This is a genomic window from Pseudoalteromonas sp. G5_S1_54_S4 (genome assembly GCF_054968565.1).
Window position 1 is genome coordinate 25,916 of record NZ_JBQKUL010000026.1, and the last position, 22,466, is coordinate 48,381.

At 41.4% G+C, this 22,466-nt stretch carries 21 protein-coding genes and 10 tRNA genes; 21 read left to right on the plus strand and 10 right to left on the minus strand.

Features of this window, described 5'->3' with window-relative positions; translation table 11 throughout:
• Positions 1–100 precede the first annotated feature (100 nt).
• From kdsA to hemA, 8 genes are all read right to left on the minus strand, one after another.
• On the minus strand, positions 101–955 hold the full coding sequence (gene kdsA, locus ACTRWE_RS11170) for a 3-deoxy-8-phosphooctulonate synthase (protein WP_013465322.1): 855 nt from the start codon (positions 953–955) through the stop codon (positions 101–103).
• Positions 956–964: 9 nt separating this feature from the next.
• Complete coding sequence (locus ACTRWE_RS11175; RefSeq protein WP_462880018.1) at positions 965–2,218, minus strand: DUF819 family protein; 1,254 nt, start codon at positions 2,216–2,218, stop codon at positions 965–967.
• 21 nt (positions 2,219–2,239) lie between these two features.
• Positions 2,240–3,067, minus strand: a complete 828-nt coding sequence (locus tag ACTRWE_RS11180) for a tetratricopeptide repeat protein (RefSeq protein WP_013465324.1) — start codon at positions 3,065–3,067, stop codon at positions 2,240–2,242.
• 131 nt (positions 3,068–3,198) lie between these two features.
• Positions 3,199–3,573 (minus strand): SirB2 family protein, encoded by a 375-nt coding sequence (locus ACTRWE_RS11185; protein WP_013465325.1) that lies wholly within the window; start codon positions 3,571–3,573, stop codon positions 3,199–3,201.
• An 18-nt stretch (positions 3,574–3,591) separates the two neighbouring features.
• A complete protein-coding gene (locus ACTRWE_RS11190) occupies positions 3,592–5,145 on the minus strand; it encodes a DUF3369 domain-containing protein (protein ID WP_462880034.1) in 1,554 nt (517 codons plus the stop codon).
• A 55-nt stretch (positions 5,146–5,200) separates the two neighbouring features.
• The gene (gene prmC, locus ACTRWE_RS11195; RefSeq protein WP_462880019.1) at positions 5,201–6,040 is read right to left on the minus strand and encodes a peptide chain release factor N(5)-glutamine methyltransferase; all 840 of its coding nucleotides are present in this window, start codon (positions 6,038–6,040) and stop codon (positions 5,201–5,203) included.
• 2 nt (positions 6,041–6,042) lie between these two features.
• Entirely contained in the window at positions 6,043–7,128 is a 1,086-nt protein-coding gene (gene prfA, locus ACTRWE_RS11200) for a peptide chain release factor 1 (protein WP_008115176.1), read from the minus strand.
• Between the two features lie 7 nt (positions 7,129–7,135).
• On the minus strand, positions 7,136–8,392 hold the full coding sequence (hemA, locus tag ACTRWE_RS11205) for a glutamyl-tRNA reductase (RefSeq protein WP_024602657.1): 1,257 nt from the start codon (positions 8,390–8,392) through the stop codon (positions 7,136–7,138).
• A gap of 83 nt (positions 8,393–8,475) precedes the next feature.
• Between hemA and lolB the strand changes: the two genes are divergently transcribed.
• The 16 genes from lolB (at position 8,476) to ACTRWE_RS11285 (ending at position 15,018) form a co-directional block, all read left to right on the plus strand.
• Positions 8,476–9,063 carry a lipoprotein insertase outer membrane protein LolB gene (lolB, locus tag ACTRWE_RS11210; RefSeq protein WP_462880020.1) on the plus strand — a complete coding sequence of 196 codons (588 nt, stop codon included), beginning with the start codon at positions 8,476–8,478 and terminating at the stop codon, positions 9,061–9,063.
• A 2-nt stretch (positions 9,064–9,065) separates the two neighbouring features.
• On the plus strand, positions 9,066–9,923 hold the full coding sequence (gene ispE, locus ACTRWE_RS11215; protein WP_462880021.1) for a 4-(cytidine 5'-diphospho)-2-C-methyl-D-erythritol kinase: 858 nt from the start codon (positions 9,066–9,068) through the stop codon (positions 9,921–9,923).
• Positions 9,924–10,009: 86 nt separating this feature from the next.
• Positions 10,010–10,957, plus strand: a complete 948-nt coding sequence (locus tag ACTRWE_RS11220; protein ID WP_008115168.1) for a ribose-phosphate pyrophosphokinase — start codon at positions 10,010–10,012, stop codon at positions 10,955–10,957.
• A gap of 149 nt (positions 10,958–11,106) precedes the next feature.
• Entirely contained in the window at positions 11,107–11,721 is a 615-nt protein-coding gene (locus ACTRWE_RS11225) for a 50S ribosomal protein L25/general stress protein Ctc (protein WP_013465331.1), read from the plus strand.
• 18 nt (positions 11,722–11,739) lie between these two features.
• Positions 11,740–12,324 carry an aminoacyl-tRNA hydrolase gene (gene pth, locus ACTRWE_RS11230; protein WP_008467968.1) on the plus strand — a complete coding sequence of 195 codons (585 nt, stop codon included), beginning with the start codon at positions 11,740–11,742 and terminating at the stop codon, positions 12,322–12,324.
• Positions 12,325–12,377: 53 nt separating this feature from the next.
• Positions 12,378–13,469, plus strand: coding sequence for a redox-regulated ATPase YchF (gene ychF / locus ACTRWE_RS11235; RefSeq protein WP_008467970.1), 1,092 nt, complete (start codon positions 12,378–12,380; stop codon positions 13,467–13,469).
• A gap of 322 nt (positions 13,470–13,791) precedes the next feature.
• Positions 13,792–13,868, plus strand: a tRNA-Met gene (locus tag ACTRWE_RS11240).
• A gap of 69 nt (positions 13,869–13,937) precedes the next feature.
• Positions 13,938–14,022 (plus strand) — tRNA-Leu (locus ACTRWE_RS11245).
• Between the two features lie 39 nt (positions 14,023–14,061).
• Positions 14,062–14,136 (plus strand) — tRNA-Gln (locus ACTRWE_RS11250).
• A 5-nt stretch (positions 14,137–14,141) separates the two neighbouring features.
• Positions 14,142–14,218 (plus strand) — tRNA-Met (locus tag ACTRWE_RS11255).
• Between the two features lie 95 nt (positions 14,219–14,313).
• Positions 14,314–14,398: transfer RNA gene (locus ACTRWE_RS11260), tRNA-Leu, on the plus strand.
• Positions 14,399–14,439: 41 nt separating this feature from the next.
• Positions 14,440–14,514: transfer RNA gene (locus tag ACTRWE_RS11265), tRNA-Gln, on the plus strand.
• A gap of 66 nt (positions 14,515–14,580) precedes the next feature.
• A tRNA-Leu gene (locus ACTRWE_RS11270) sits at positions 14,581–14,665 on the plus strand.
• Between the two features lie 40 nt (positions 14,666–14,705).
• A tRNA-Gln gene (locus ACTRWE_RS11275) sits at positions 14,706–14,780 on the plus strand.
• A 39-nt stretch (positions 14,781–14,819) separates the two neighbouring features.
• Positions 14,820–14,904, plus strand: a tRNA-Leu gene (locus ACTRWE_RS11280).
• A 39-nt stretch (positions 14,905–14,943) separates the two neighbouring features.
• Positions 14,944–15,018: transfer RNA gene (locus ACTRWE_RS11285), tRNA-Gln, on the plus strand.
• Between the two features lie 124 nt (positions 15,019–15,142).
• Here ACTRWE_RS11285 and ACTRWE_RS11290 read toward each other — a convergent pair.
• Entirely contained in the window at positions 15,143–16,324 is a 1,182-nt protein-coding gene (locus ACTRWE_RS11290) for an FAD-dependent oxidoreductase (RefSeq protein WP_462880022.1), read from the minus strand.
• A 256-nt stretch (positions 16,325–16,580) separates the two neighbouring features.
• Here ACTRWE_RS11290 and miaB point away from each other — a divergent pair, with 256 nt between their 5' ends.
• From miaB to lnt, 5 genes are read left to right on the plus strand one after another with little or no spacing between them, the layout of a single operon-like run.
• Positions 16,581–18,026, plus strand: coding sequence for a tRNA (N6-isopentenyl adenosine(37)-C2)-methylthiotransferase MiaB (miaB, locus tag ACTRWE_RS11295; RefSeq protein ID WP_462880023.1), 1,446 nt, complete (start codon positions 16,581–16,583; stop codon positions 18,024–18,026).
• Positions 18,027–18,080: 54 nt separating this feature from the next.
• Positions 18,081–19,139 (plus strand): PhoH family protein, encoded by a 1,059-nt coding sequence (locus tag ACTRWE_RS11300; protein WP_462880024.1) that lies wholly within the window; start codon positions 18,081–18,083, stop codon positions 19,137–19,139.
• A 4-nt stretch (positions 19,140–19,143) separates the two neighbouring features.
• Positions 19,144–19,602: an rRNA maturation RNase YbeY gene (ybeY, locus tag ACTRWE_RS11305; RefSeq protein WP_010388332.1), complete on the plus strand. Its 459-nt coding sequence runs from the start codon at positions 19,144–19,146 to the stop codon at positions 19,600–19,602.
• Between the two features lie 22 nt (positions 19,603–19,624).
• Complete coding sequence (corC, locus tag ACTRWE_RS11310) at positions 19,625–20,509, plus strand: CNNM family magnesium/cobalt transport protein CorC (protein ID WP_462880025.1); 885 nt, start codon at positions 19,625–19,627, stop codon at positions 20,507–20,509.
• The gene (gene lnt / locus ACTRWE_RS11315; RefSeq protein ID WP_462880026.1) at positions 20,490–22,040 is read left to right on the plus strand and encodes an apolipoprotein N-acyltransferase; all 1,551 of its coding nucleotides are present in this window, start codon (positions 20,490–20,492) and stop codon (positions 22,038–22,040) included. The genes corC and lnt overlap by 20 nt, the downstream gene beginning before the upstream one ends.
• Positions 22,041–22,117: 77 nt before the next feature.
• Here lnt and ACTRWE_RS11320 read toward each other — a convergent pair whose 3' ends face one another.
• Entirely contained in the window at positions 22,118–22,462 is a 345-nt protein-coding gene (locus tag ACTRWE_RS11320) for a 2OG-Fe(II) oxygenase (RefSeq protein ID WP_350314723.1), read from the minus strand.
• Positions 22,463–22,466 lie beyond the last annotated feature (4 nt).

The window sequence follows — 22,466 nt, forward strand, 5'->3', positions numbered from 1 at the left end:
AGTTTTTCTTATGCGGTGAATTATATACCTATGCTAGGAAAGAGTATATTCAAGCCATAAAAAAAGCGACCTAAGTCGCTTTTTAAAGTGCTAATCAACTTTATAAATCGCTAGCACTGGTATCAAGAGGGGCAAAGCTCTTGATTAAATCATCCACCGCTTTCATTTGCGATAAGTACCCTTCTAACTTGCTCAATGCTAATGCACAGGGGCCATCACATTTTGCTTCATTTGGATTGGGGTGCGCTTCAATAAATAAGCCTGCAATACCCAGTGCCATACCGCTTCGAGCAAGTTCGGCAGCTTGGGCACGACGACCATCGGCTGAGTCTGCTCGACCGCCAGGACGCTGCAGTGCATGAGTTGCATCAAATATAACGGGAGCCATGGTTTTCATATCATCCATACCTAGCATATCAACCACCAGGTTATTATAGCCAAAGCTTGAACCACGTTCACATAAGGCCACATTATTATTTCCGGCTTCATTAAATTTAGTAATGATATGACGCATTTCATGCGGAGCTAAAAACTGTGGTTTTTTCACATTAATGATCGCGCCTGTTTTAGCCATTGCAACCACTAAGTCTGTTTGACGAGCCAAAAACGCCGGTAGCTGAATAACATCAACAACCTCTGCAACCGGTGCTGCTTGATGAGGTTCATGCACATCGGTGATAAGCGGAATATTAAAGGTATTTTTAATCTCTTCAAATATCTTTAAGCCTTCTTCCATGCCTGGACCACGGTAAGAATTGATGGACGAGCGATTGGCTTTATCAAATGACGCCTTGAATACATAAGGAATATTTAATTTAGTGGTCACTTCAACATAATGCTCGGCAATACGCATCGCTAAGTCGCGTGATTCAAGCACATTCATGCCACCAAATAAAACAAAAGGTTTATTATTTGCCAGTTCTATTTCATTGATATTAATAACTTGGTTGTTCATTTTAATTCCTTATGGTGCAACTGCTTGCATCATTAATCCACAAATATACGCCATATATGTACCTACACCATAGCCAAGTACAGCTAATAATACGCCGACCGGTGCCAGTGACGGATGAAACGCAGCGGCCACAACAGGGGCAGACGCTGCGCCACCTACATTGGCCTGTGAGCCAACAGCCATATAAAATAACGGCGCTTTAATTAATTTAGCCACAATGAGCATTAAGCTTGCGTGAGTTAACATCCAAATTGCACCAATAACAAAATACATCGGTGAATCAAAAATCGCCATTACATTCATATGCAGGCCAATCGATGCCACTAAAATATACAAAAAGGCTGACGCCACTTTCGATGAACCAAACGCCTCAATATGGCGTACTTTGGTAAACGATAAGCAAATACCTATCGTCGTTGATATAACAATAAGCCAAAAGAACTTACTGTTTAAACTGTATTCTTTTGCCCACGCATAATTATTGGCAAAGAAGGGCCCTAAAATATCTGCACAAAAGTGCGCTAAACCGGTAATACCAAAGGCAATAGCAATAATCATCATGTAATCATTTAGCGTTGGCATACGCGCATGCTCTGCATGGTATTTTTCAACACGTTGCTTTAAGTCTTCAATCGCAGTGGTATCTGCACCGGCTTTAGCGTCAATCGCTTTATGATTAGCTGCCATTAATAATAATACTGCCATCCATAAATTAGCCACTATCACATCCACGGTGACCATGGCTGAGAAAATATCGCCACCCACTTCAAACATTTCTTTCATAGATGCTTGGTTTGCACCGCCACCAATCCAGCTACCTGCAATGGTTGTCATACCACGCCAAACAGCGTCAGGGCCATGTCCACCTACCGCTTCTGGATAAACAGCACTCATTATTAAAATAGCTAATGGGCCGCCAATCACAATACCTGCGGTGCCGGTTAAAAACATAATTAATGCTTTAGGACCTAAATTAATAATCGCTTTTAAATCAATACTGATGGTAAGCAAAATTAAACACGCTGGCAGTAAATATCGCGAAGCGACGTAATATACGTTAGATTGAGAACCATCAACAATACCAAAGGTATTTAACAATGACGGCAAAAAATAACACAGCAATAATGCCGGTACATATTTATAAAATGCCACAAGACCTGGGCGTTGACTATTTGAGGTTTTAAAAACAAACCCTAAAATAATTGCCAACAAACCAAGTACAACGGCATCATTCGTAATTAATGCAGTTTGGGGATCAGCCATAACATTTCCTATTTTTTATTCTTAGTGGTGAGTTTTATGATTGTCTTCAAGTTCTTCAATTTGATGTAGAATGATTTCAATAGCAGGATCATCAGGACATTCATCAACAAAAAACTGTAAATCATCTCGTGCCATTTTAGGGCAGCCAAGCTGATTTAGTAAATAACCTCTGTCGCGTCGCTCATAGGGATCATCACCTAACATTTCCATTAATAAATCGACGCAAGTTAATGCATGACCAAATTTATTTTCACTAATGAAAGACCATTTTTGCTGCGCTAAAAATAATTTATACACTTCGTCTTCAAAAATAAGCTCTAAAGGCTCTTGTTCTTGAGGGTTTTCTTCATCAATATTTTCAGGAATGATGTACCAACTTTGTTGGCCACTGCTAGGGTCGACAAGATAACCCTCTTCATCACTCATTGCGACGTGAATGCCCACTTCGCCTTGAGTTATGCTTACACTAGCATCGAGTTTAGCATGCTGTAAAAAGTGGCATAACAAAATAGCTAAGGTTGTCGGTGTGCCACTGCGCATAGACAAGGTGTAGCTGATGCTATTTAACTTATACTCAGGAACTTTCAAGCTTGATGCACTAAATAGCCACTCACTATAAAAGCTATCAAGTAGTTTATCTAGGCGATCGTGTTCGTCCGGCATCTGCTGACAAATAGACTCTATTTGCTGCTCAAACGCAGTGAGTATTTCAAGACTTGGTGTTAAGTCTATTTGAGGGTCCCATTTAGCTTCCGCTTTGATACAACGATATATAGCCGGCGGCAAAAAATCATCGTAAGCATCTTCTATATAAGATTCATCGTGTTCATCAAACCCGAGGGTGGTCATTCATACTACAACATTCTAGAAAACGAGGACGTAGTTTACCTAATTTTAAAGCTAGATACCAATAATCAGAAATGAATTGAAGAGGTAAGCTTTACACCTTTGGTGTGCAAAGCTTAAATAGGCATTGTTAATTATAACAACAGCGGGGCTTTAGCTGTTGCTAAGTAACCAATAGCTAAAATAACAGCGGTGTTAAGTACTAAAAATACGATTTTTGGAACGGTTGTCGTTTGTTTAGCGCTAATAATACCCACAACAATATAAACGATAACTAGAATAATTTTTTCTAATAACCAAAGCTGCTCTAATGGGTTTATTTTAGCCATTGCCATTAAACCGATGGCTGAGACAATCAATAAAGTGTCTATACTGTGGCTACCAATAAAAACCAATTTATTTTTGGCAAGGCTGCCACTGCCCATACGAGAAAAAGAACGTACGTAAAATAAAATAATACTCACTAGCGCAATGGCCATGTGTGAGTGTTTTAATGCTAAATAATCCATATGTATTGTTACTTCTGTTTAGTTATGTGTTTTGTCAGGAAAGCGTAAAAGTACCGCTTCGAGGTCTTCAAGTTTATCATTAAATACATCAACAAGTTTAGGGTCAAAATGCGTTCCTTTATTTGCGTTGATCTCCGCAACCGCTTCTTCAAGTGTCCACGCACCTTTATAACAACGTTTATGGCGTAGTGCATCATACACATCAGCCAATGCCACTATGCGAGCAAAAATATCGATACTCTCGCCTTTTAAGCCGCAAGGGTAACCAGACCCATCCCATTTTTCGTGATGTTGCTGTGCAATTAATGCCCCTGCGCTGACTATTTTACGCGGTGAATCTTTCAAAATAGCATAGCCTTTTCCAGCATGGGTTTTCATAACTTCCCACTCTTCCCTATTTAACTTGCCGGGCTTATTTAAAATTGCATCCGGAATACCTATTTTACCCACATCATGTAATGGCGATGCAAAGCGAATTAAATTCGCTTGTTCTTCAGATAACCCGTAGGCTAATGCTAATTCATAACAAATATAAGCAACCCGTTTTACATGATTACCCGTTTCGCACGAGCGCTGTTCAACGGCTTCACTTAAACGATAAACAAGCTCTTGTTGCGTGGCTTCAACTTCAGTATGTAACTGCACATTTTCAAATGCCAACTGCACATTTTGAGAAAAGATTTCAATTAGGTTTCGTTGTGTATCCGTCAACTTTGACGGCACACCTGATACAAACAACATTGAATTATGGTTAAATTTACTGCTGCAATAAGCAAACAAATAATCATCTCTGTACACAATTGCTTTGTTAGCAAGGGCCTCTTGGCACGCTAACAGTTGGTCTTCTGCTAGTACGGTTTCTAGCTCTTCTCCTTCGCGCTTAGCAAAATCGCCGGTACCAGAGCAAACAATCAGTTTTTTATTCATCTCCTCTGACGGATTTTGTGCAACTAAGGTGGTGGCATACATGGCTTCATCAGCAACGTTTAGTAAAGAAGTAAGCTGCTGCATCACGCCTTCAATAAAGTTATCCATTGAATGGGTTGCAAAAATATTGCGCGAAGCGGTGATTATTTTTTCTAGCCCTTCACGCGATTGCTCAATCGAAATAATATCGCGGTACGAGCGAAGGCTTGCCATCATAACGGTGAATAATTTTTGTGCGGTAAGTTCTGTTTTAGATTTATAGTCATTAATATCGTAATTTACGATTACTTGGCGCTCGGGTGCTTGGCCTGGCTGACCGGTTCGTAGAATAATGCGGATATAATTATTTTTAACGGTATCACGAATGTATTTTGCTACTTGCAAACCCGCATCATCTGTTTCCATTACAACATCGAGTAGGATGATTGCCGCATCGGGATGATCATCAATCAACTTTTTCGCTTCTGCGCCTGAATAAGCACTTATAAATTCCAAGCGTCTATCTTGAAACTTAAAATCACTCAACGCTAAACGCGTAACAGCATGAACCTCAGGCTCATCATCAACTATTAAAACTTTCCATGTCCCTTGCTCTTCACATGCTACTTCAGGTGGTTGTTCATTTGAAAATAAAAAATCTTCCATCACATAGAATTCCTTAAACCATATGCAAACAAACAACGGAGCTATTAAAAATAATTTAAGGCCATTGTCCGAACGTTACGCGGTCATTATTACCAAGATCTTTCACTGTGCTTACATTTATAAACGCCATTTTATTTAAAATGTGACGTACAGCTGCACTTTGCTCAAATCCGTGTTCAATTAAAAGATAGCCATTAGAATGTAAATAGTCACGTGATTGTGTAATTATTTGTTTAATATCAGCTAATCCTGCATCATCCGCAACTAATGCAGACAAAGGTTCAAAGCGCACATCGCCTTGATGTAAGTGAACATCGTCATGTTCTATATAGGGAGGGTTGGTTACAATTAGATCAAATTTTTTGTTTTTTAACGCACTAAACCAGTTACTCTGCTCAACAGTCACATTATTAATAGCTAATCGCTCTTGGTTGCGCTTTGCCAACGCTACCGCATCATCAATACGATCAACAGCAATAATATCCCATGAGGGCATTTCGCTCCCAAGTGCCAGTGCTATAGCTCCCGTGCCCGTGCCTAAATCAAGTACTTTCGCGTTTTTAGGCACTTCGCACTCAAGCGCAAGTTCAACTAAGGTTTCCGTATCAGGTCGAGGGATAAGTGTTGTTGGGTTCACTTCAAACTGCAAACTCCAAAATTCACGACAGCCGGTAATATGCGAAACAGGTTCGCCTTGTAAGCGACGTTCACAGGCACGTTGAAATGCCTGATACTGCTCATCTGTGAGCTGTTTTTCAGGCCAAGTAAATAAATAACTTCGTGGCTTTTGTAAAATATTAAGCAGTAAAACTTGTGCATCTAACTTTGCGCTATCACTACTTGATGCTAATAAATTAGCACCGGTAATAATAGCGTTTTCAACAGTGAGGTTCACGATTAATCGTCGCCCATCGCTGCTAATAAGTCGGCCTGATGCTCTTGCATTAGCGGCTCAACCACAGCCCCTAAATCACCGGCTACCACTTCGTTTAAACGATAAAGCGTTAAGTTAATACGGTGATCGGTAATACGCCCCTGCGGATAGTTGTATGTGCGAATACGCTCAGAACGATCGCCACTACCCACTAAATTACGACGCTCTGACGCTTCAGCAGCATGACGCTTTTCATCTTCAGCCTGTTGCAAACGCGCCGCCAATACCGACATCGCTTTTGCACGGTTTTTATGTTGAGAACGCTCATCTTGACACTCAACCACAACACCGGTTGGTAAATGGGTAATACGAATGGCAGAGTCGGTTTTATTAACGTGCTGACCACCCGCGCCCGATGCTCTAAAGGTATCAACTTTAATATCGGCGGTATTTATTTCTATGGCTTCGGCTTCTGGCACTTCTGCCATGACAGCAACAGTACAGGCTGAGGTATGTACGCGCCCTTGTGACTCAGTTTCTGGGACGCGCTGTACACGGTGCACGCCTGATTCAAATTTTAATTGCCCATACACACCTTCACCGCTGATGTTAGCAATTACTTCTTTGTAGCCGCCATGTTCACCTTCGTTGGTCGTCACAACTTCTACTTTCCATTTTTTTGTTTCTGCGTAACGGCTGTACATTCTAAACAAGTCGCCAGCAAAAATAGCGGCCTCGTCGCCCCCTGTTCCGGCGCGAACTTCTAAAAACACGTTGTTATTGTCTTTCGGATCTTTAGGCAACATAAGCACTTGAATGTCGTCTTCTAAAGTCGAAATTTGTGCTTTTGCTTCTTTATATTCTTCTTGTGCCATTTCGCGCATTTCAGGATCTGAATCTTTTAGCATTTCTTCAGCGCTACTCAAGTCTTCTTGTGCTTGCTGGTATGCTAAAAACGTTTTCACCACTTCTTCAAGCTCAGAGTATTCTTTTGAAAGAGTACGAAAGCGGTTTTGATCACTAATGACCGATGGGTCACTTAGTAGCGCTTGAACTTCTTCATAGCGCTCAACTAAGGTTTCTAATTTACGATAAACGGACTCTTTCATTTAACTGTTATTCCTGATCTATACCTAACATTTTTTTCAATTGGTTTAACTGAGCCACTTCACCTTTTTTCGCTGCATCTTGGATGGCACGGGTAGGCGCGTGCATTAAGCGATTGGTTAATTTATTGGCCAGCTCTAAAATTACTTTTTCTGCGTCTTTACCTGTATTTAGCTGACTAAGCGCCCTATCTACAAGTTCTGCTTTTGTTGTTTGTACATCATTACGGTAGTGGCGAATTAAATCCACTGAATCAAGCGAGCGCAACCACATAAAAAACTCTTTGGTGCGCTCACTAATAATAATTTGTGCTTGCTCTGCCGCTTGCTCACGAGCAGCCATGTTTTCACTAACAATGGCTTGTAAGTCATCGACCGAGTACAAGTAGGCGTCGTCGAGTTCACCGACTTGGCTTTCAATATCGCGTGGTACAGCTATATCAATAAACAGCATCGGCTTATAGCGGCGTTGTTTCAGTGCTTGCTCAACTACACCTTTACCAATAATAGGTAAAGTGCTGGCGGTGGAGCTAATCACAATATCAGCTTGATGCAAACGTTCAGGCAATTGTGCCAACGCAATAACATCTGCTGATACTTCATCGGCTAAACTGCGCGCTCTTTCTATTGTTCTGTTGGCAACAGTAATTTTTTGCGGCTCATTTTGGTATAAATGTTTTGCTACCAGCTCTATGGTTTCACCGGCACCAATAAGTAACACCTTGGTTTTATCCAGCTTTCCATAAATATGCTTTGCTAAATTAACTGCCGCAAAGGCAACCGATACTGCACTGGCACCAATGTTGGTTTCGGTACGGACTTCTTTTGCCACCGAAAACGTTTTTTGAAACAAACGATCAAACGTAACGCCCACCGCATCATGGGTTTTGGCACTATTATAGGCTTGTTTTATTTGCCCTAAAATTTGTGGTTCGCCTAACACCAGCGAGTCAAGCCCACAGGCTACACGCATCAAATGATTTATTGCAGCGCTGTCTTCATGACAGTAGATATTTTTACTCAGTTCATGTTCATCTAAACCATGGAAACTGGCCAACCATTGCAACAATGTTTGGGAATTTTGCTGTGCAAGGCTACAATACACCTCAGTGCGATTACAGGTAGAGACAATAACCGCTTCATTAAAGTCGGCATGGCCACTTAATTGTTGTAGCGCCTCTGAAATTTGCTCAGGCGAAAAGGCCACTTTTTCTCGTAATTCTACGGATGCGGTTTTGTGATTAATACCAAGTGCTATTATGGTCATATCTGCCAAATATTGCTGAGCCCTACTACATAGGCGGCAATTTTATCAAAAATCTCAGGAATATGGAAAGTAAGGAACAACATTTGACTCGACAATATTTGATTTTAACACTGCTATTTGTATTTTTAACCGGCTGCGCAAGTAAAAACAATTACAAAACAGAGCCTTACGAAGACTGGAAGTTACGCCTTGGCGAGCAAAAAACTTGGCAAGTAGACGGTAAACTTGCGTTTATTAGCCCAGATGAGCGCCAATCTGCCAACTTAAATTGGCAACAAACACAAAATAGTAATCATTTAGTGTTAACCACGTTTATTGGCACACGGATTTTATCGCTTAAACAAACCGCAGTCGGCGCCGAATTAATCTTTGATGACCAACCGTATTTTGATAGTAACGCCAGTGCACTTTTACAACGTTTAACAGGGTTTACTTTACCGGTTAATAACGCAGGCCCATGGTTAAAAGCTACCATTGACGATCACACCTTAGAAATTGATCAGTTAGGGCGTGCTAAAAGCGTGTTATGGTTTGATGATAATGGTAAAAAGTGGCAAATAAGTTACACAAGTTACGTCCAAAAATACGGTTTTTGGTTACCGAATGCTTTAACCTTAACCCATGAAAAGATTAAAATTAAAATCAAACTCTATGACTGGCAGTTTAACTAACTATGTATACTCACTCTGAATTTTCGCTGATTGCCCCAGCTAAGCTTAATTTATTTTTACACATTAATGGCCGCCGTGATGATGGTTACCATGAATTAGAAACTTTATTTACGTTTTTAAATTATGGTGACGAGCTCCATTTTAAACTAAGCACGGATACTCTTATAAGTATTAACGGCGACACCAATGGCATTGCGCTAACCGACAATTTGATTTACAAAGCGGCGTTATTATTACAAACCCACTGTAAAGTGGATATGGGTGCAAAAATAAATTTAACTAAACGCTTACCCATGGGGGGAGGTGTTGGAGGCGGTTCATCCGATGCTGCATCAACGCTTTTAGCTCTTAATACGCTTTGGAATACAGCCCTATCTTTAGATGAACTGGCTGATTTAGGCCTGAAACTCGGTGCTGATGTGCCTGTATTCATTAAAGGTAAAAGTGCCATAGCACATGGCATTGGCGAGCAATTAGAGTACCTAGAACTGCCGCCGAAGTGGTATTGTGTTGTCTTCCCAAATCAACATGTCAGCACAGCACAAATATTTACTCACCCAGATTTAAAACGTGATACACCAAAACTTTCTGGCGACTGGCAACAGCAAATTTTAACCAACGATTGTGAGCCTTTAGTGAAAAAGCTGTGCCCCGAGGTTGAAAAAACCCTGCAGTGGTTGCTAAAATACGCTCCATCAAAGATGACCGGAACAGGTTCATGTTGTTTTGTTGAATTTGCTAGCCAAGTTCAAGCACAAGATGTACTTGCTAACCTCCCCCATACTTGGCAGGGTTTTATCGCATCCAGCGTTAGTACCTCTCCTGCTCATACGGAGTTAGCCGCCATCATTGATAAATGAAGTAACGTACAAGTAATCATAAGTTAACCTACTTTGTTCACTCAATGTAAGTTAGTCCAAAAATTCAGTGCCTGAGGAACCCTACCGTGCCTGACATGAAGCTCTTCGCTGGTAACGCAACACCTGACCTAGCTCAAAAAGTTGCAAAACGTTTATATATTGAATTAGGCGATGCTGTTGTTGGCCGTTTTAGTGACGGTGAGATCAGTGTTCAAATTAATGAAAATGTTCGTGGCTCGGATGTTTTTATCTTGCAATCAACCTGTGCCCCTACTAACGATAACCTGATGGAACTTATCGTTATGGTTGATGCGTTACGCCGTGCATCTGCCGGTCGTATCACTGCTGTTATCCCTTATTTTGGTTATGCTCGTCAAGATCGTCGCGTACGTTCTGCCCGTGTACCAATTACAGCTAAAGTGGTTGCGGATTTCTTATCAAGTGTAGGTGTTGACCGCGTTCTTACGGTTGATTTACACGCTGAGCAAATCCAAGGCTTCTTTGATGTACCAGTGGATAACGTATTTGGTAGCCCTGTACTATTAGAAGATATGAAAAACCGCGACTTTGATGACGTGGTTGTTGTATCACCTGATATTGGTGGCGTGGTGCGTGCCCGTGCAATTGCAAAACTATTAAACGATACCGACTTAGCAATTATCGATAAACGTCGCCCTCAAGCTAACGTTTCTCAAGTAATGCACATTATTGGTGACGTTGAAGGCCGCGATTGTATTATTGTTGATGACATGATTGATACCGGTGGTACATTGTGTAAAGCCGCTGAAGCCCTTAAAGAGCATGGTGCTAAACGTGTATTTGCTTACGCTACTCACCCTATTCTTTCTGGTACAGCTGCAGAAAACTTACGTAACTCTGTGATTGACGAAGTGATTGTAACTGACTCAATTCCACTGTCTGACGAACTAAAAGCGCTTGATATTGTTAAAGTATTAACGCTTGCAGATATGTTAGCAGAGACTATTCGTCGCATTAGCAACGAAGAATCTATCTCGGCAATGTTTGAACACTAAAGTTAAACATTAATGAGTATAAAAGCGCCTTTTGGCGCTTTTTTTGTAAGCGATGTTTATTTTATAAACCCGCAGTGGTATGATAGCGCGCCTTTTGGCTAGGGACCTTGGTCGCAAAGGCCCTAACACTTTTAATTATTGGAGACATCATGTCTAACACAACTTATACTTATGACGCTGAACTTCGCGTAGAAACTGGTACTGGTGCGAGCCGCCGCCTACGTCGCGAAGACAAAGTGCCGGCAATCCTTTATGGAGCTGATAAAGAAGCGGTATCGCTTACTTTTGCTCATAAAGATATGATCAAAGCACAAGAAGACGAAGGCTTTTACACTCACATCCTTACATTAAATGTAGGTGGCGAGAAAGTTGAAGCAATCTTAAAAGATATCCAACGTCACCCTTTCAAGCCTAAGCTTACTCACCTTGATTTCCAACGTGTAGACGCAACTCATAAACTAGTAACTAAGGTTCCTTTACACTTCATCGGTGAAGAGAAAGTAACTAAGTTAGGTGCAACTGTTGTTCACCAGTTAACTGAAGTTGAGATTTCTTGTCTTCCTAAGTCACTTCCAGAATTCATCGAAGTAGACGTATCTGATCTTGTTGCTGGTGATTCAATCCACCTTACAGATCTTGCGTTCCCTAAAGGTGTTCAATCTGTTGAGCTTGGTAAAGGCGAAGGCCACGATCAGTCTATCGTTACTATCAAAGCTAACAAAGCAGCTCCAACTGAAGACGACGCTTCAGACGCTGCAGAATAATATTTAAGGTCTCGCACCTTGAATTCTATTCAAATGCTTGTGGGCCTGGCTAATCCAGGCCCCGAATACGCAAATACACGCCACAACGCAGGTGCTTGGTTCATTCAAGAACTCGCTGCACGCTACAACTGCACGCTAAAACACGACCCTAAATATCACGGCCTTACTGGCAAAGTGATTATTCAAGGCAAAGAATTCAAATTACTGATCCCCACCACTTACATGAACTTAAGTGGCAAAGCGGTGAGTAGTTTAGCCAATTTTTTTAAAATCCCCGTGGAAGACATACTTGTTGCCCATGATGAATTGGATTTAGACCCGGGCGTTGCTAAATTAAAAAAAGGCGGCGGACATGGCGGTCATAATGGCTTAAAAGACATTATTGCAAAAATGGCAAATCAAAAAGACTTTATGCGCTTACGCATAGGTGTAGGTCATCCAGGACATCGCGAAATGGTCACCGGTTGGGTGCTTGGTAAAGCAGCCAAAGACGATCAAGAAAAAATGGATGCCGCAGTTGATGAAGCAGTTCGTTGTATGGAAATACTTGCTAAAGACGGTGTGTTAAAAGCACAAAACAGACTACATTCGTTTAAACCCTAATCTTTGGGTATACGGTCGCACGTATTAAACGAATCTAAACAAGGTATCTTACTATGGGTTTTAAATGTGGCATCGTTGGCTTGCCTAATGTTGGTAAATCAACACTTTTCAATGCATTGACTAAAGCGGGTATTGAAGCCGCTAACTTTCCTTTTTGTACCATTGAACCTAATACAGGTGTGGTACCGGTGCCAGATCCTCGCCTAGACGAACTTGCTAAAATTGTTAACCCACAACGTATTCTTACAACCAGTATGGAATTTGTGGATATTGCAGGTTTAGTTAAAGGTGCATCGAAAGGTGAAGGCCTAGGCAATCAGTTTTTAGCAAATATCCGTGAAACAGATGCGATTGGCCATGTAGTTCGTTGTTTTGAAGATGAAAACGTTATTCACGTAGCGGGTACTATCGACCCTGCTGACGATATTGACGTGATCAACACCGAGCTAGTTCTTGCTGATATGGACAGTGCTGATAAAGCAATGTTCCGTAATGCAAAAAAAGCAAAAGGTGGCGATAAAGACGCTAAAGAGCAAAATGCGGTACTTGAAAAAGTAAAAGTGCATCTTGATGAAGGCTTAACTTTACGTTCTTTAGCGCTAACAAAAGAAGAAAAAGCAGCCATTGCGCCTATTAACTTCTTAACTATCAAGCCAACTATGTATATTGCTAACGTGGCTGAAGACGGATTTGAAAATAATCCACTACTTGATCGTGTCCGTGAAATAGCGGCTGCTGAAGATGCGGTTGTTGTGCCTGTGTGTGCAGCTATCGAATCTGAGCTATCTGAGCTTGACGAAGAAGACAAATTAGAGTTTATGGCTGACCTAGGTCTTGAAGAGCCAGGACTTAACCTTGTTATTCGTGGTGGCTATGAGCTACTACATTTGCAAACCTACTTTACTGCGGGTGTTAAAGAAGTACGTGCATGGACTATCCCAGTAGGTGCAACAGCACCACAAGCAGCGGGTAAAATTCATACCGACTTTGAACGTGGCTTTATCCGCGCACAAACAATTGCTTTTGATGACTTTATTGCATTTAAAGGTGAAAGCGGTGCAAAAGAAGCAGGTAAAATGCGCCAAGAAGGAAAAGAGTACATTGTTAAAGATGGCGATGTAATGAACTTCTTGTTCAACGTATAATTAAACATTGCACCACGTTAAGTGGCTCATTGTTTTTTAAAGGCTCGTTTTTACGAGCCTTTTTATTTTTCAGCCGAATAAAAGTAATAATTAGTCTACCCTTACTATAGGCTTAGAATTGTAAGGCAAAGCCAAAATTACAATACAAAGCCCACAAAGAGTGTTAAAAAAGCAACGTTTTAATTAAAAAGTAGCCGGTTAGCCTATTTTTCCTGCAAACAAACCAACTTAAGTGTTTTTTTGCAAAAAAGGTGTTGACGAATTTGGGGCATATCAGCATAATACGCCCCGCACTCAGCGATGAAGTGTTAACAAAAAAGATGGCTAAGTAGCTCAGCTGGTTAGAGCACATCACTCATAATGATGGGGTCACAGGTTCAAATCCCGTCTTAGCCACCATTTATTTTTTGTTGCTCAATGAAGAGTTTAAAATAACTACCATTTCTTTGATTAATTCAAAGTGATAATGCGGGAGTGGCGGAATTGGTAGACGCGCTGGATTTAGGTTCCAGTATCTTAGGATGTGAGAGTTCAAGTCTCTCCTTCCGCACCATATTCTTGATAAGAATTAAAACTATCAATTGTTTATTGTTGGGATATCGCCAAGCGGTAAGGCACCAGGTTTTGATCCTGGCATTCCCAGGTTCAAATCCTGGTATCCCAGCCAACAATGGCTAAGTAGCTCAGCTGGTTAGAGCACATCACTCATAATGATGGGGTCACAGGTTCAAATCCCGTCTTAGCCACCATTTCTTTTATAGAAGTGGCTCTGCAAGAATTAAATTGCAACTCAATGAAGAGTTTAAAATAACTACCATTTCTTTGATTAATTCAAAGTAATAATGCGGGAGTGGCGGAATTGGTAGACGCGCTGGATTTAGGTTCCAGTATCTTAGGATGTGAGAGTTCAAGTCTCTCCTTCCGCACCATATTCTTTGATAAGAATTAAAATTATCAGCAATTTCTTAGTTGGGATATCGCCAAGCGGTAAGGCACCAGGTTTTGATCCTGGCATTCCCAGGTTCAAATCCTGGTATCCCAGCCAACTTCTTCTACCAAAGAATGTTGAATTAAGAAATACTCTGTTAGGAGTATAAACATAAATTTGTATGCGGGAGTGGCGGAATTGGTAGACGCGCTGGATTTAGGTTCCAGTATCTTAGGATGTGAGAGTTCAAGTCTCTCCTTCCGCACCACATTCTTGATAAGAATTAAAATTATCAGCAATTTCTTAGTTGGGATATCGCCAAGCGGTAAGGCACCAGGTTTTGATCCTGGCATTCCCAGGTTCAAATCCTGGTATCCCAGCCAACTTCTTCTACCAAAGAATGTTGTATAAGAATAAGCACTGCGGGAGTGGCGGAATTGGTAGACGCGCTGGATTTAGGTTCCAGTATCTTAGGATGTGAGAGTTCAAGTCTCTCCTTCCGCACCATGTTCTTAATTAGAACTAAAACTCATCCAAATTTAGCGTTGGGATATCGCCAAGCGGTAAGGCACCAGGTTTTGATCCTGGCATTCCCAGGTTCAAATCCTGGTATCCCAGCCAATTTGCAAACTTTTTTGATTGCCCCCCACACTAGCTTCAAAATCACTAATATTTTTACTTTTATAATCCAATACCACATTTTTTCAGATATAAAAAAAGACCCAAATTTGAGCCTTTTCATCAACTAACTAAGCTCACCACTTATTGCGTATTTTAATACCCAGTTTTTTACCGGCCCTGTATTATTAGCTAACTTTAAAAATGTGCTGCGCGCCCATTTTAATGGGGCTATTTGGTTTGAGAAACCAAAGTAGCAAGCATCCATCATACTCATCATTAATAAATTAGCGTTACGACGACTACGTTCGTACTCTTTAAGCATTAGCGGGCAACCTACATCATCAGCTGTACGCAACACTTCAGCTAAGGCAGCCACATCTTGAAAGCCTAAATTAACGCCCTGTCCTGCCAGTGGGTTAATGGTATGCGCCGCGTCACCCACTAAAACGAGTCTTCCCTGTGAATAAGTATTAGCATGCTGCCTTGCTAAAGGAAATATAGCATGGCTTTGTACTTCAAAATCACCAGCAAGCTTAGGAAACTTTTCAACAATGTGTGCTTTTAGTGCGCTCGATGACAAGTCTTTAAATGCCTTGAGGGTATTTGCATCGTCATACCAAATTAAATTAGCGTAAGGTGCCTGCATAGGTAAAAACGCAACCGGCCCCGAAGGGGTAAACTGCTGCCATGTTTTTACTTGTTGTGGTGCATCGAGTTTTATTAACACGCCCATACAATGCTGCTGATATTGCCACCCAGTTATACCAATATTAGCTTTGCTGCGTAATTGTGATTGCCCACCATCGGCTGCAATTACTAAATCGGCCGTATAGCTTTGTTCGTTGTAATGTAAGGTTATGCTATCAAGGTTTTGCTCAATCGCAGTTAAAGCCGATGACGGATTAATTATTTCAATATGATGCTGTTCAAATTGCTGCCATAAGCTTGCTTGAATTAACTTATTCTCGATTAAATGACCTAAATGAGTGGTATTAATAGCATGGCAATCAAATAATAAATGATCGTTACCACGCTCAAAAGCTTCTAATTGTTCATAGGGAGCCAATCTATTTGCTCGCAATAATGTCATCGCACCGAGCTGATCAAGCAGTTTTTCAGAAAAACGATTAATGGCTGATACACGTATATCAACTTCATTGTTACTGAGAACTTGTGAAGCGTTTATTGGGTGTTTTTCTATCACACGAACGGCTTTGCCTTGTTGCGCTAATTTAATCGCCATAGCGGCGCCAACCATGCCGCCGCCTACTATTATTACATTATTTTTAGCCATGTTTTTCATCATTTAAATTCTGACTTAACTCTGTTTTGATTGTATCGTAATTAGTTTGCTCTGTGCGAGCGCTACGCTTAATTCTCTTATTAAACCCACACTATATTGATTTCAGATCACAAACATGAAATCTATACTTGGTTTTGCGCGTGTATCCAGCTAAAATACGCGTCCTTTAAGTCGAGCAAAATTTAATAATTGCGCCACTTATACCTGTTTCTAGCACATGTTTGTGCGACTATCGAATTGAACACGAGGCTATATTTCAATGAGCAAAAAGCTGCATATTAAAACTTGGGGTTGTCAGATGAACGAATACGACTCACAGAAAATGGCTGATCTTCTAGATGCTACCAACGGCTATCAGCTAACTGAAGAAGCTGCTGATGCTGATGTTATATTACTTAACACCTGTTCAATTCGTGAAAAAGCGCAAGAAAAAGTATTCCACCAATTAGGTCGTTGGAAGTTATTAAAAGATGACAAACCAGACCTGATTATTGGCGTTGGCGGCTGTGTTGCATCGCAAGAAGGCGATTCAATTCGTCAACGTGCTCCGTTTGTCGATGTTATTTTTGGCCCACAAACATTGCACCGTTTACCTGAAATGATTAAACAAGTGCAAGGTAATAAAGGGTCATCAGTGGTTGATATTTCATTCCCAGAGATTGAAAAATTTGACCGCTTACCAGAGCCAAAAGCTGAGGGCCCTTCTGCGTTTGTGTCGATTATGGAAGGGTGTTCTAAATACTGTACTTTCTGTGTTGTACCTTACACACGCGGTGAAGAAGTAAGCCGTCCTGTTGATGATGTGTTATTAGAAGTTGCCCAGCTTGCTGAGCAAGGCGTTCGTGAAGTTAACCTACTAGGTCAAAACGTAAATGCGTACCGTGGTGATACACACGATGGGGATATTTGTTATTTTTCAGATCTGCTTCGTTTAGTGGCTGCGATTGACGGGATTGACCGTATTCGTTACACCACTTCACACCCCGTTGAGTTTACGCCTGACATTATTGACGCTTATGCCGATGTGCCTGAGCTGGTTGATCACTTACACCTTCCAGTACAAAGTGGCTCAGATCGTGTTTTAAACTTAATGAAACGCGGCCATACTGCACTTGAGTACAAATCAACTATTCGTAAGCTACGTAAAATTCGCCCTAACTTAAGTATGTCGTCAGATTTCATCATAGGTTTCCCAGGTGAAAGCAAGGCCGATTTTGAAGCCACCCTGAACCTTATCAACGATATTGGTTTTGATATGAGCTTTAGCTTTATTTACAGCGCACGCCCAGGTACACCAGCAGCCGATTTGCCAGATGACGTAACCGAGCAAGAGAAAAAAGAACGCCTGTACTTATTGCAAAATCGTATTACGCAAATGGCACAGCAAATTAGCCGCCAAATGTTTGATACTGAGCAACGTATTTTAGTTGAAGGTCCTTCTAAGAAGAACCCGATGGAACTACGTGGCCGAACTGAAAATAACCGTGTAGTTAACTTTGTTGGCCCACACACAGTGATCGGTCAGTTTGTTGATGTACGTATTACCGAAGCGTTACCAAACTCTTTACGTGGCGATTTAATTCGTACAGAATCAGAAATGAACTTACGCCGCGAAATTGCGCCTTCTGCTATTTTAACCAAAGCAGCGAGTGAGCAAAAAACCGAGACAGCTAACGAAATTGGCGTTGCTACTTTCGTACCTTAGTTGCAAAAATTCATTGCGCCAGTTAACGCTGGCGCACTGTAATAGGAAGTAATTTTGAGTAATCAGTTAAAAATATTAGAGATTTATTTAGAACCTGCCGACAACAAACGCCTTTCTTCATTATGTGGCCCGTTTGACGAAAACATCAAACAAATTGAACGCCGTCTAGGTGTTGAAATTATTCATCGTGATAACTTTTTTAAAGTAACCGGTAAACTACACAGTAGCGCCGGCGCGGTAGAGATCTTAAAAAACCTATATATTGATACTCAACCTGTACGTGGGGAAATTGGCGAAATTGAGCCTGACAACGTCCATTTAGCCATCACTGAGTCTAAAGCGCTTGAGCAAGACACCTCTAGTAGCGCCTATGGCAAAGAAATGATGATTAAAACCCGTCGTGGCGTTATTAAACCGCGAAACGATAACCAAGGCTTGTATGTTGCTAATATTTTGCACCACGACATTACCTTTGGTATTGGCCCTGCAGGTACAGGTAAAACCTATCTTGCAGTTGCAGCGGCAGTTGATGCACTAGAGCGCCAAGAAATACGCCGCATATTGCTCACTCGCCCTGCGGTTGAAGCGGGTGAAAAACTCGGTTTTTTACCGGGTGACTTAAGCCAAAAAATAGACCCTTACTTACGCCCACTTTACGATGCCTTATTTGAAATGCTTGGCTTTGAGCGTGTTGAAAAACTGATTGAAAAAAACATCATTGAAATTGCGCCATTGGCTTACATGCGTGGGCGCACACTTAATGATGCGTTTATTATTTTAGATGAAAGCCAAAATACCACCACAGAGCAAATGAAAATGATCTTAACCCGTATTGGTTTTAATTCTAAAGCAGTGATCACCGGCGATATAACCCAAGTTGATTTACCTCGAGGTGCGCGCTCTGGTCTTCGCCATGCTATTGAAGTATTGGATGGCGTTGATGAAATTAGCTTTAACTTTTTCAAATCGCACGATGTGGTACGCCACCCTGTAGTAGCCCGCATTGTAGAAGCGTATGAGCGCAACGATGAGCGTGAACGTCTTAAGCGATTAGAGAAACAACAAGCCAAAGAAGCGCTCGCCGCCCATGAGCAACCTGCTACTAAAGAGTAATACCGTGAAAACAGAACTTGATTTACAAATAGCGTGTGAGTTTGACAACTTACCCAGCCTTGAGCAGTTTGCCATGTGGGCCGATAAAGTACTTAGTCAATATCGTGATGAGTCTGAGCTGACCATTGTTATCAGCGATGAAGAACAGTCGCAACAGCTCAATAATGACTACCGAGGTAAAAATAAGCCTACCAACGTATTATCATTTGAATTTGAAGCGCCACCGGGTATTGATATCCCACTTGTGGGCGACTTAATTATTTGTCCTGCCATTGTTTTGGCTGAGGCACAAGAGCAAGAAAAGTCATTTCATGACCACTTTGCTCATATGGTTATTCATGGATGCTTGCATTTACTTGGATTTGACCATATAAAGAGTGAAGACGCGTTAGAGATGGAAAGCATAGAAAAGCAATTACTTGCTGAACTAAACATAGCAGACCCATATCGGGACGATATTTAAATAAACGGAGCAATTAGACGTAATGAGCGACGATAACTCGCAATCTAGCCAGGGTTCTTCTGGCAAAACTTGGCTGGGTCGTATAACCCAGATGTTGCAAGGGGAACCCCAGAATAGAGAAGAGCTGGTTGAGGTAATTGCCGATGCCCAAGAGCGGGATGTAATCGATCCTGAAACTAAAGAAATGATTGAAGGTGTGCTTGGCGTGTCTGAGCTCAAAGTGCGAGATATTATGATCCCGCGCTCACAAATGGTCACTTTGGAAATTGATAGCCCGCTTGAAGAGCACATACCTATGATGGTTGACTCTACCCACTCTCGTTTTCCGGTAGTGTGTGAAGATAAAGACCATGTAGAAGGGATTTTACTCGCAAAAGACTTATTACCTCTCATTTTAAATAAAGATGAGCATTTACCATCGCTACGTGACTATTTGCGCCCTGCCATGGTAGTGCCTGAAAGTAAACGGGTGGATACCCTGCTTAATGAATTTCGTCAGCAACGCTACCATATGGCAATCGTGATAGACGAATACGGCGGTGTATCGGGTTTAGTAACCATTGAAGATATTCTTGAGATCATTGTTGGCGAAATCGAAGATGAGCACGATGAAGAAGAAGAACAACAAGATATTCGACAACTGGCTAAACATGTTTACGTTGTGCAAGCACTGACCCCTGTAGATGACTTTAACGAGCATTTTAAATCAGGCTATAGTTCGCAAGACGCCGATACTATTGGTGGTACCGTATTACATGCCTTTGGCCATATGCCGAGTCGTGGCGAAACCATTGATATAGACGGATTTCAGTTTAAAGTAACTAATTCTGATAACCGTCGTATATTACAACTGCAAGTCACCATTCCTAAGGCTGATGATAACGACAGTGAAGAAACTGCTAACTAGCCTCACCCTACTAGCAAAAGATAAAAAAGCATGGCTCGCACTGGTTGCGGGCCTTGTTTTGACTTTTAGCTACGCGCCTTTTGGTCTTTGGCCAATTGTATTTTTTAGCTTGGCCGCATTATTTTATTGTATCCCTGCAAACCTCACTGGAAAAAAACACGCTAAAACCGCGGCTAAATATGGCTTTATATTTGGTCTAGGCTGGTTTGGTGCAGGCATTAGCTGGGTGCATGTATCTATTGCCACCTTTGGTGGTATGCCACTTATCGCTTCCATTTCGTTAATGGTATTGCTGTGCAGCTACCTTGCATTATTTCCTGCGTTGGCACTATGGGCAACCACTCGTTTTTCAAACGGCTCTATAAATTTTGCAGCGCTACTACTCCCTTGTTTTGCGATTAGTGAGTATTTGCGAGCCAAGCTATTAACCGGTTTTCCTTGGTTAAGCTTTGGCTATACACAAACCGACAGTCCACTTAATGCCCTTGCTCCTTTTATTGGTGAATTTGGACTCACGCTATTATGTATTGCCATTGGTTTTGCATTGTACAGCTTAACCCAAAAACAATATAAAGTGCCTGCTATTACCGCTGCTGTGGTTGTTTTAGCTTTTGCAGGTGCACATTTTACAAAGGCACCCCATTACTCCAATAAAGACCTTTCTGTGCTGCTTGTACAAGGTAATATAAAACAACACTTGCGCTTTGACCCCAGTGAGTTTTGGACCACCATGAGTAAGTATCAGGATATGACACGCCCACATTGGGATGCCGATTTAATTGTGTGGCCTGAAGCCGCAGTCCCTGAAATAGAAGCCCTCGCTGATTCATACTTAGCGGGCTTAGACAGTGCCGCCTCATTTAATAAAACCGCGCTAGTAACGGGTATTGTCGATTATCAACGCGATACAAGAACCATTTTTAATACACTTATTGTGGTTGGAAATAAAGAGCAAAATGATGAACACGGCCACTATCGTTACTTAGATAGTAACCGCTATCAAAAGCATCAGTTATTGCCTATTGGTGAATTTGTCCCCTTTGAAGACATACTACGCCCCATAGCTCCGTTATTTGATTTGCCTATGTCGTCGTTCTCTCGCGGTGATAAAGTGCAAAATAACTTACGCGCGAATGGCTTTAATCTACTGCCCGCTATTTGCTATGAAATAGTCTTTGCCGATTTAGTGCGGGGTAACTACAAAAGCGACTCTGATTTACTATTTACCGTAAGCAACGATGCTTGGTTTGGTGATTCTATTGGCCCCCACCAGCATATGCAAATTGCACGCATGCGCGCCCTAGAACTACAACGTCCACTAGTACGTGTTACCAACAACGGTATAAGCGGTGTATATGACCCCATAAGCCAAACACGCCAAACTATGCCACAGTTTGAAGCAACAACACTTAAAGCCAATATAAAGCTCATACAAGGAGACAGCGTATACAGCCAATACGGCAATAAGTTTGTATGGGGATTTGTGTTGCTGCTGGGTGTTGCTGGGTTTGGGATTAGGTTTAGGAAGTAAATTATAGCTGATAGCTATTAGTGGTCAGCTATCAGTAAGAGAAAGGTTGCTCTGGTATCTAACCAACCTACGCAAATCTATTTTTTAATCCAGCCTATGCTTAAAATATAACGAGTCCCTTTTTTTATTTTTAATACTTGGTGCTGTTCTACATCAGGCCTAAAAAGTTTAATACGGCTGTAATTTATTATCAGATTTTCACAAATAAATTCACCGCCTTCTACCGCATGTTTTAGTACAATGTTAAGTCTAAAGTGCTTACCAGTTCTCACTTTATCGGTATGCGGTTTTATTTCACTCCCTTGTGGGAATTTAATTAAGTAGGCATCAAGCTTAAACGGAGCGAAAATACGGCAGAGTAGCATTTTGTCGTAGCCTGACTTTTGTCGCCCACGTTCCCAACTAAATAACTTATTTGGCATCTAT

What these genes read in the sequence shown, in the direction of transcription:
- kdsA (WP_013465322.1), bottom strand. Translation starts at nt 955, where the DNA reads ATGAACAACCAAGTTATTAATATCAATGAAATAGAACTGGCAAATAAT.
- ACTRWE_RS11175 (WP_462880018.1), bottom strand. Translation starts at nt 2,218, where the DNA reads ATGGCTGATCCCCAAACTGCATTAATTACGAATGATGCCGTTGTACTT.
- ACTRWE_RS11180 (WP_013465324.1), bottom strand. Translation starts at nt 3,067, where the DNA reads ATGACCACCCTCGGGTTTGATGAACACGATGAATCTTATATAGAAGAT.
- ACTRWE_RS11185 (WP_013465325.1), bottom strand. Translation starts at nt 3,573, where the DNA reads ATGGATTATTTAGCATTAAAACACTCACACATGGCCATTGCGCTAGTG.
- ACTRWE_RS11190 (WP_462880034.1), bottom strand. Translation starts at nt 5,145, where the DNA reads ATGGAAGATTTTTTATTTTCAAATGAACAACCACCTGAAGTAGCATGT.
- prfA (WP_008115176.1), bottom strand. Translation starts at nt 7,128, where the DNA reads ATGAAAGAGTCCGTTTATCGTAAATTAGAAACCTTAGTTGAGCGCTAT.
- hemA (WP_024602657.1), bottom strand. Translation starts at nt 8,392, where the DNA reads ATGACCATAATAGCACTTGGTATTAATCACAAAACCGCATCCGTAGAA.
- ispE (WP_462880021.1), top strand. Translation starts at nt 9,066, where the DNA reads ATGTATACTCACTCTGAATTTTCGCTGATTGCCCCAGCTAAGCTTAAT.
- ACTRWE_RS11225 (WP_013465331.1), top strand. Translation starts at nt 11,107, where the DNA reads ATGTCTAACACAACTTATACTTATGACGCTGAACTTCGCGTAGAAACT.
- ychF (WP_008467970.1), top strand. Translation starts at nt 12,378, where the DNA reads ATGGGTTTTAAATGTGGCATCGTTGGCTTGCCTAATGTTGGTAAATCA.
- ACTRWE_RS11290 (WP_462880022.1), bottom strand. Translation starts at nt 16,324, where the DNA reads ATGATGAAAAACATGGCTAAAAATAATGTAATAATAGTAGGCGGCGGC.
- miaB (WP_462880023.1), top strand. Translation starts at nt 16,581, where the DNA reads ATGAGCAAAAAGCTGCATATTAAAACTTGGGGTTGTCAGATGAACGAA.
- corC (WP_462880025.1), top strand. Translation starts at nt 19,625, where the DNA reads ATGAGCGACGATAACTCGCAATCTAGCCAGGGTTCTTCTGGCAAAACT.
- ACTRWE_RS11320 (WP_350314723.1), bottom strand. Translation starts at nt 22,462, where the DNA reads ATGCCAAATAAGTTATTTAGTTGGGAACGTGGGCGACAAAAGTCAGGC.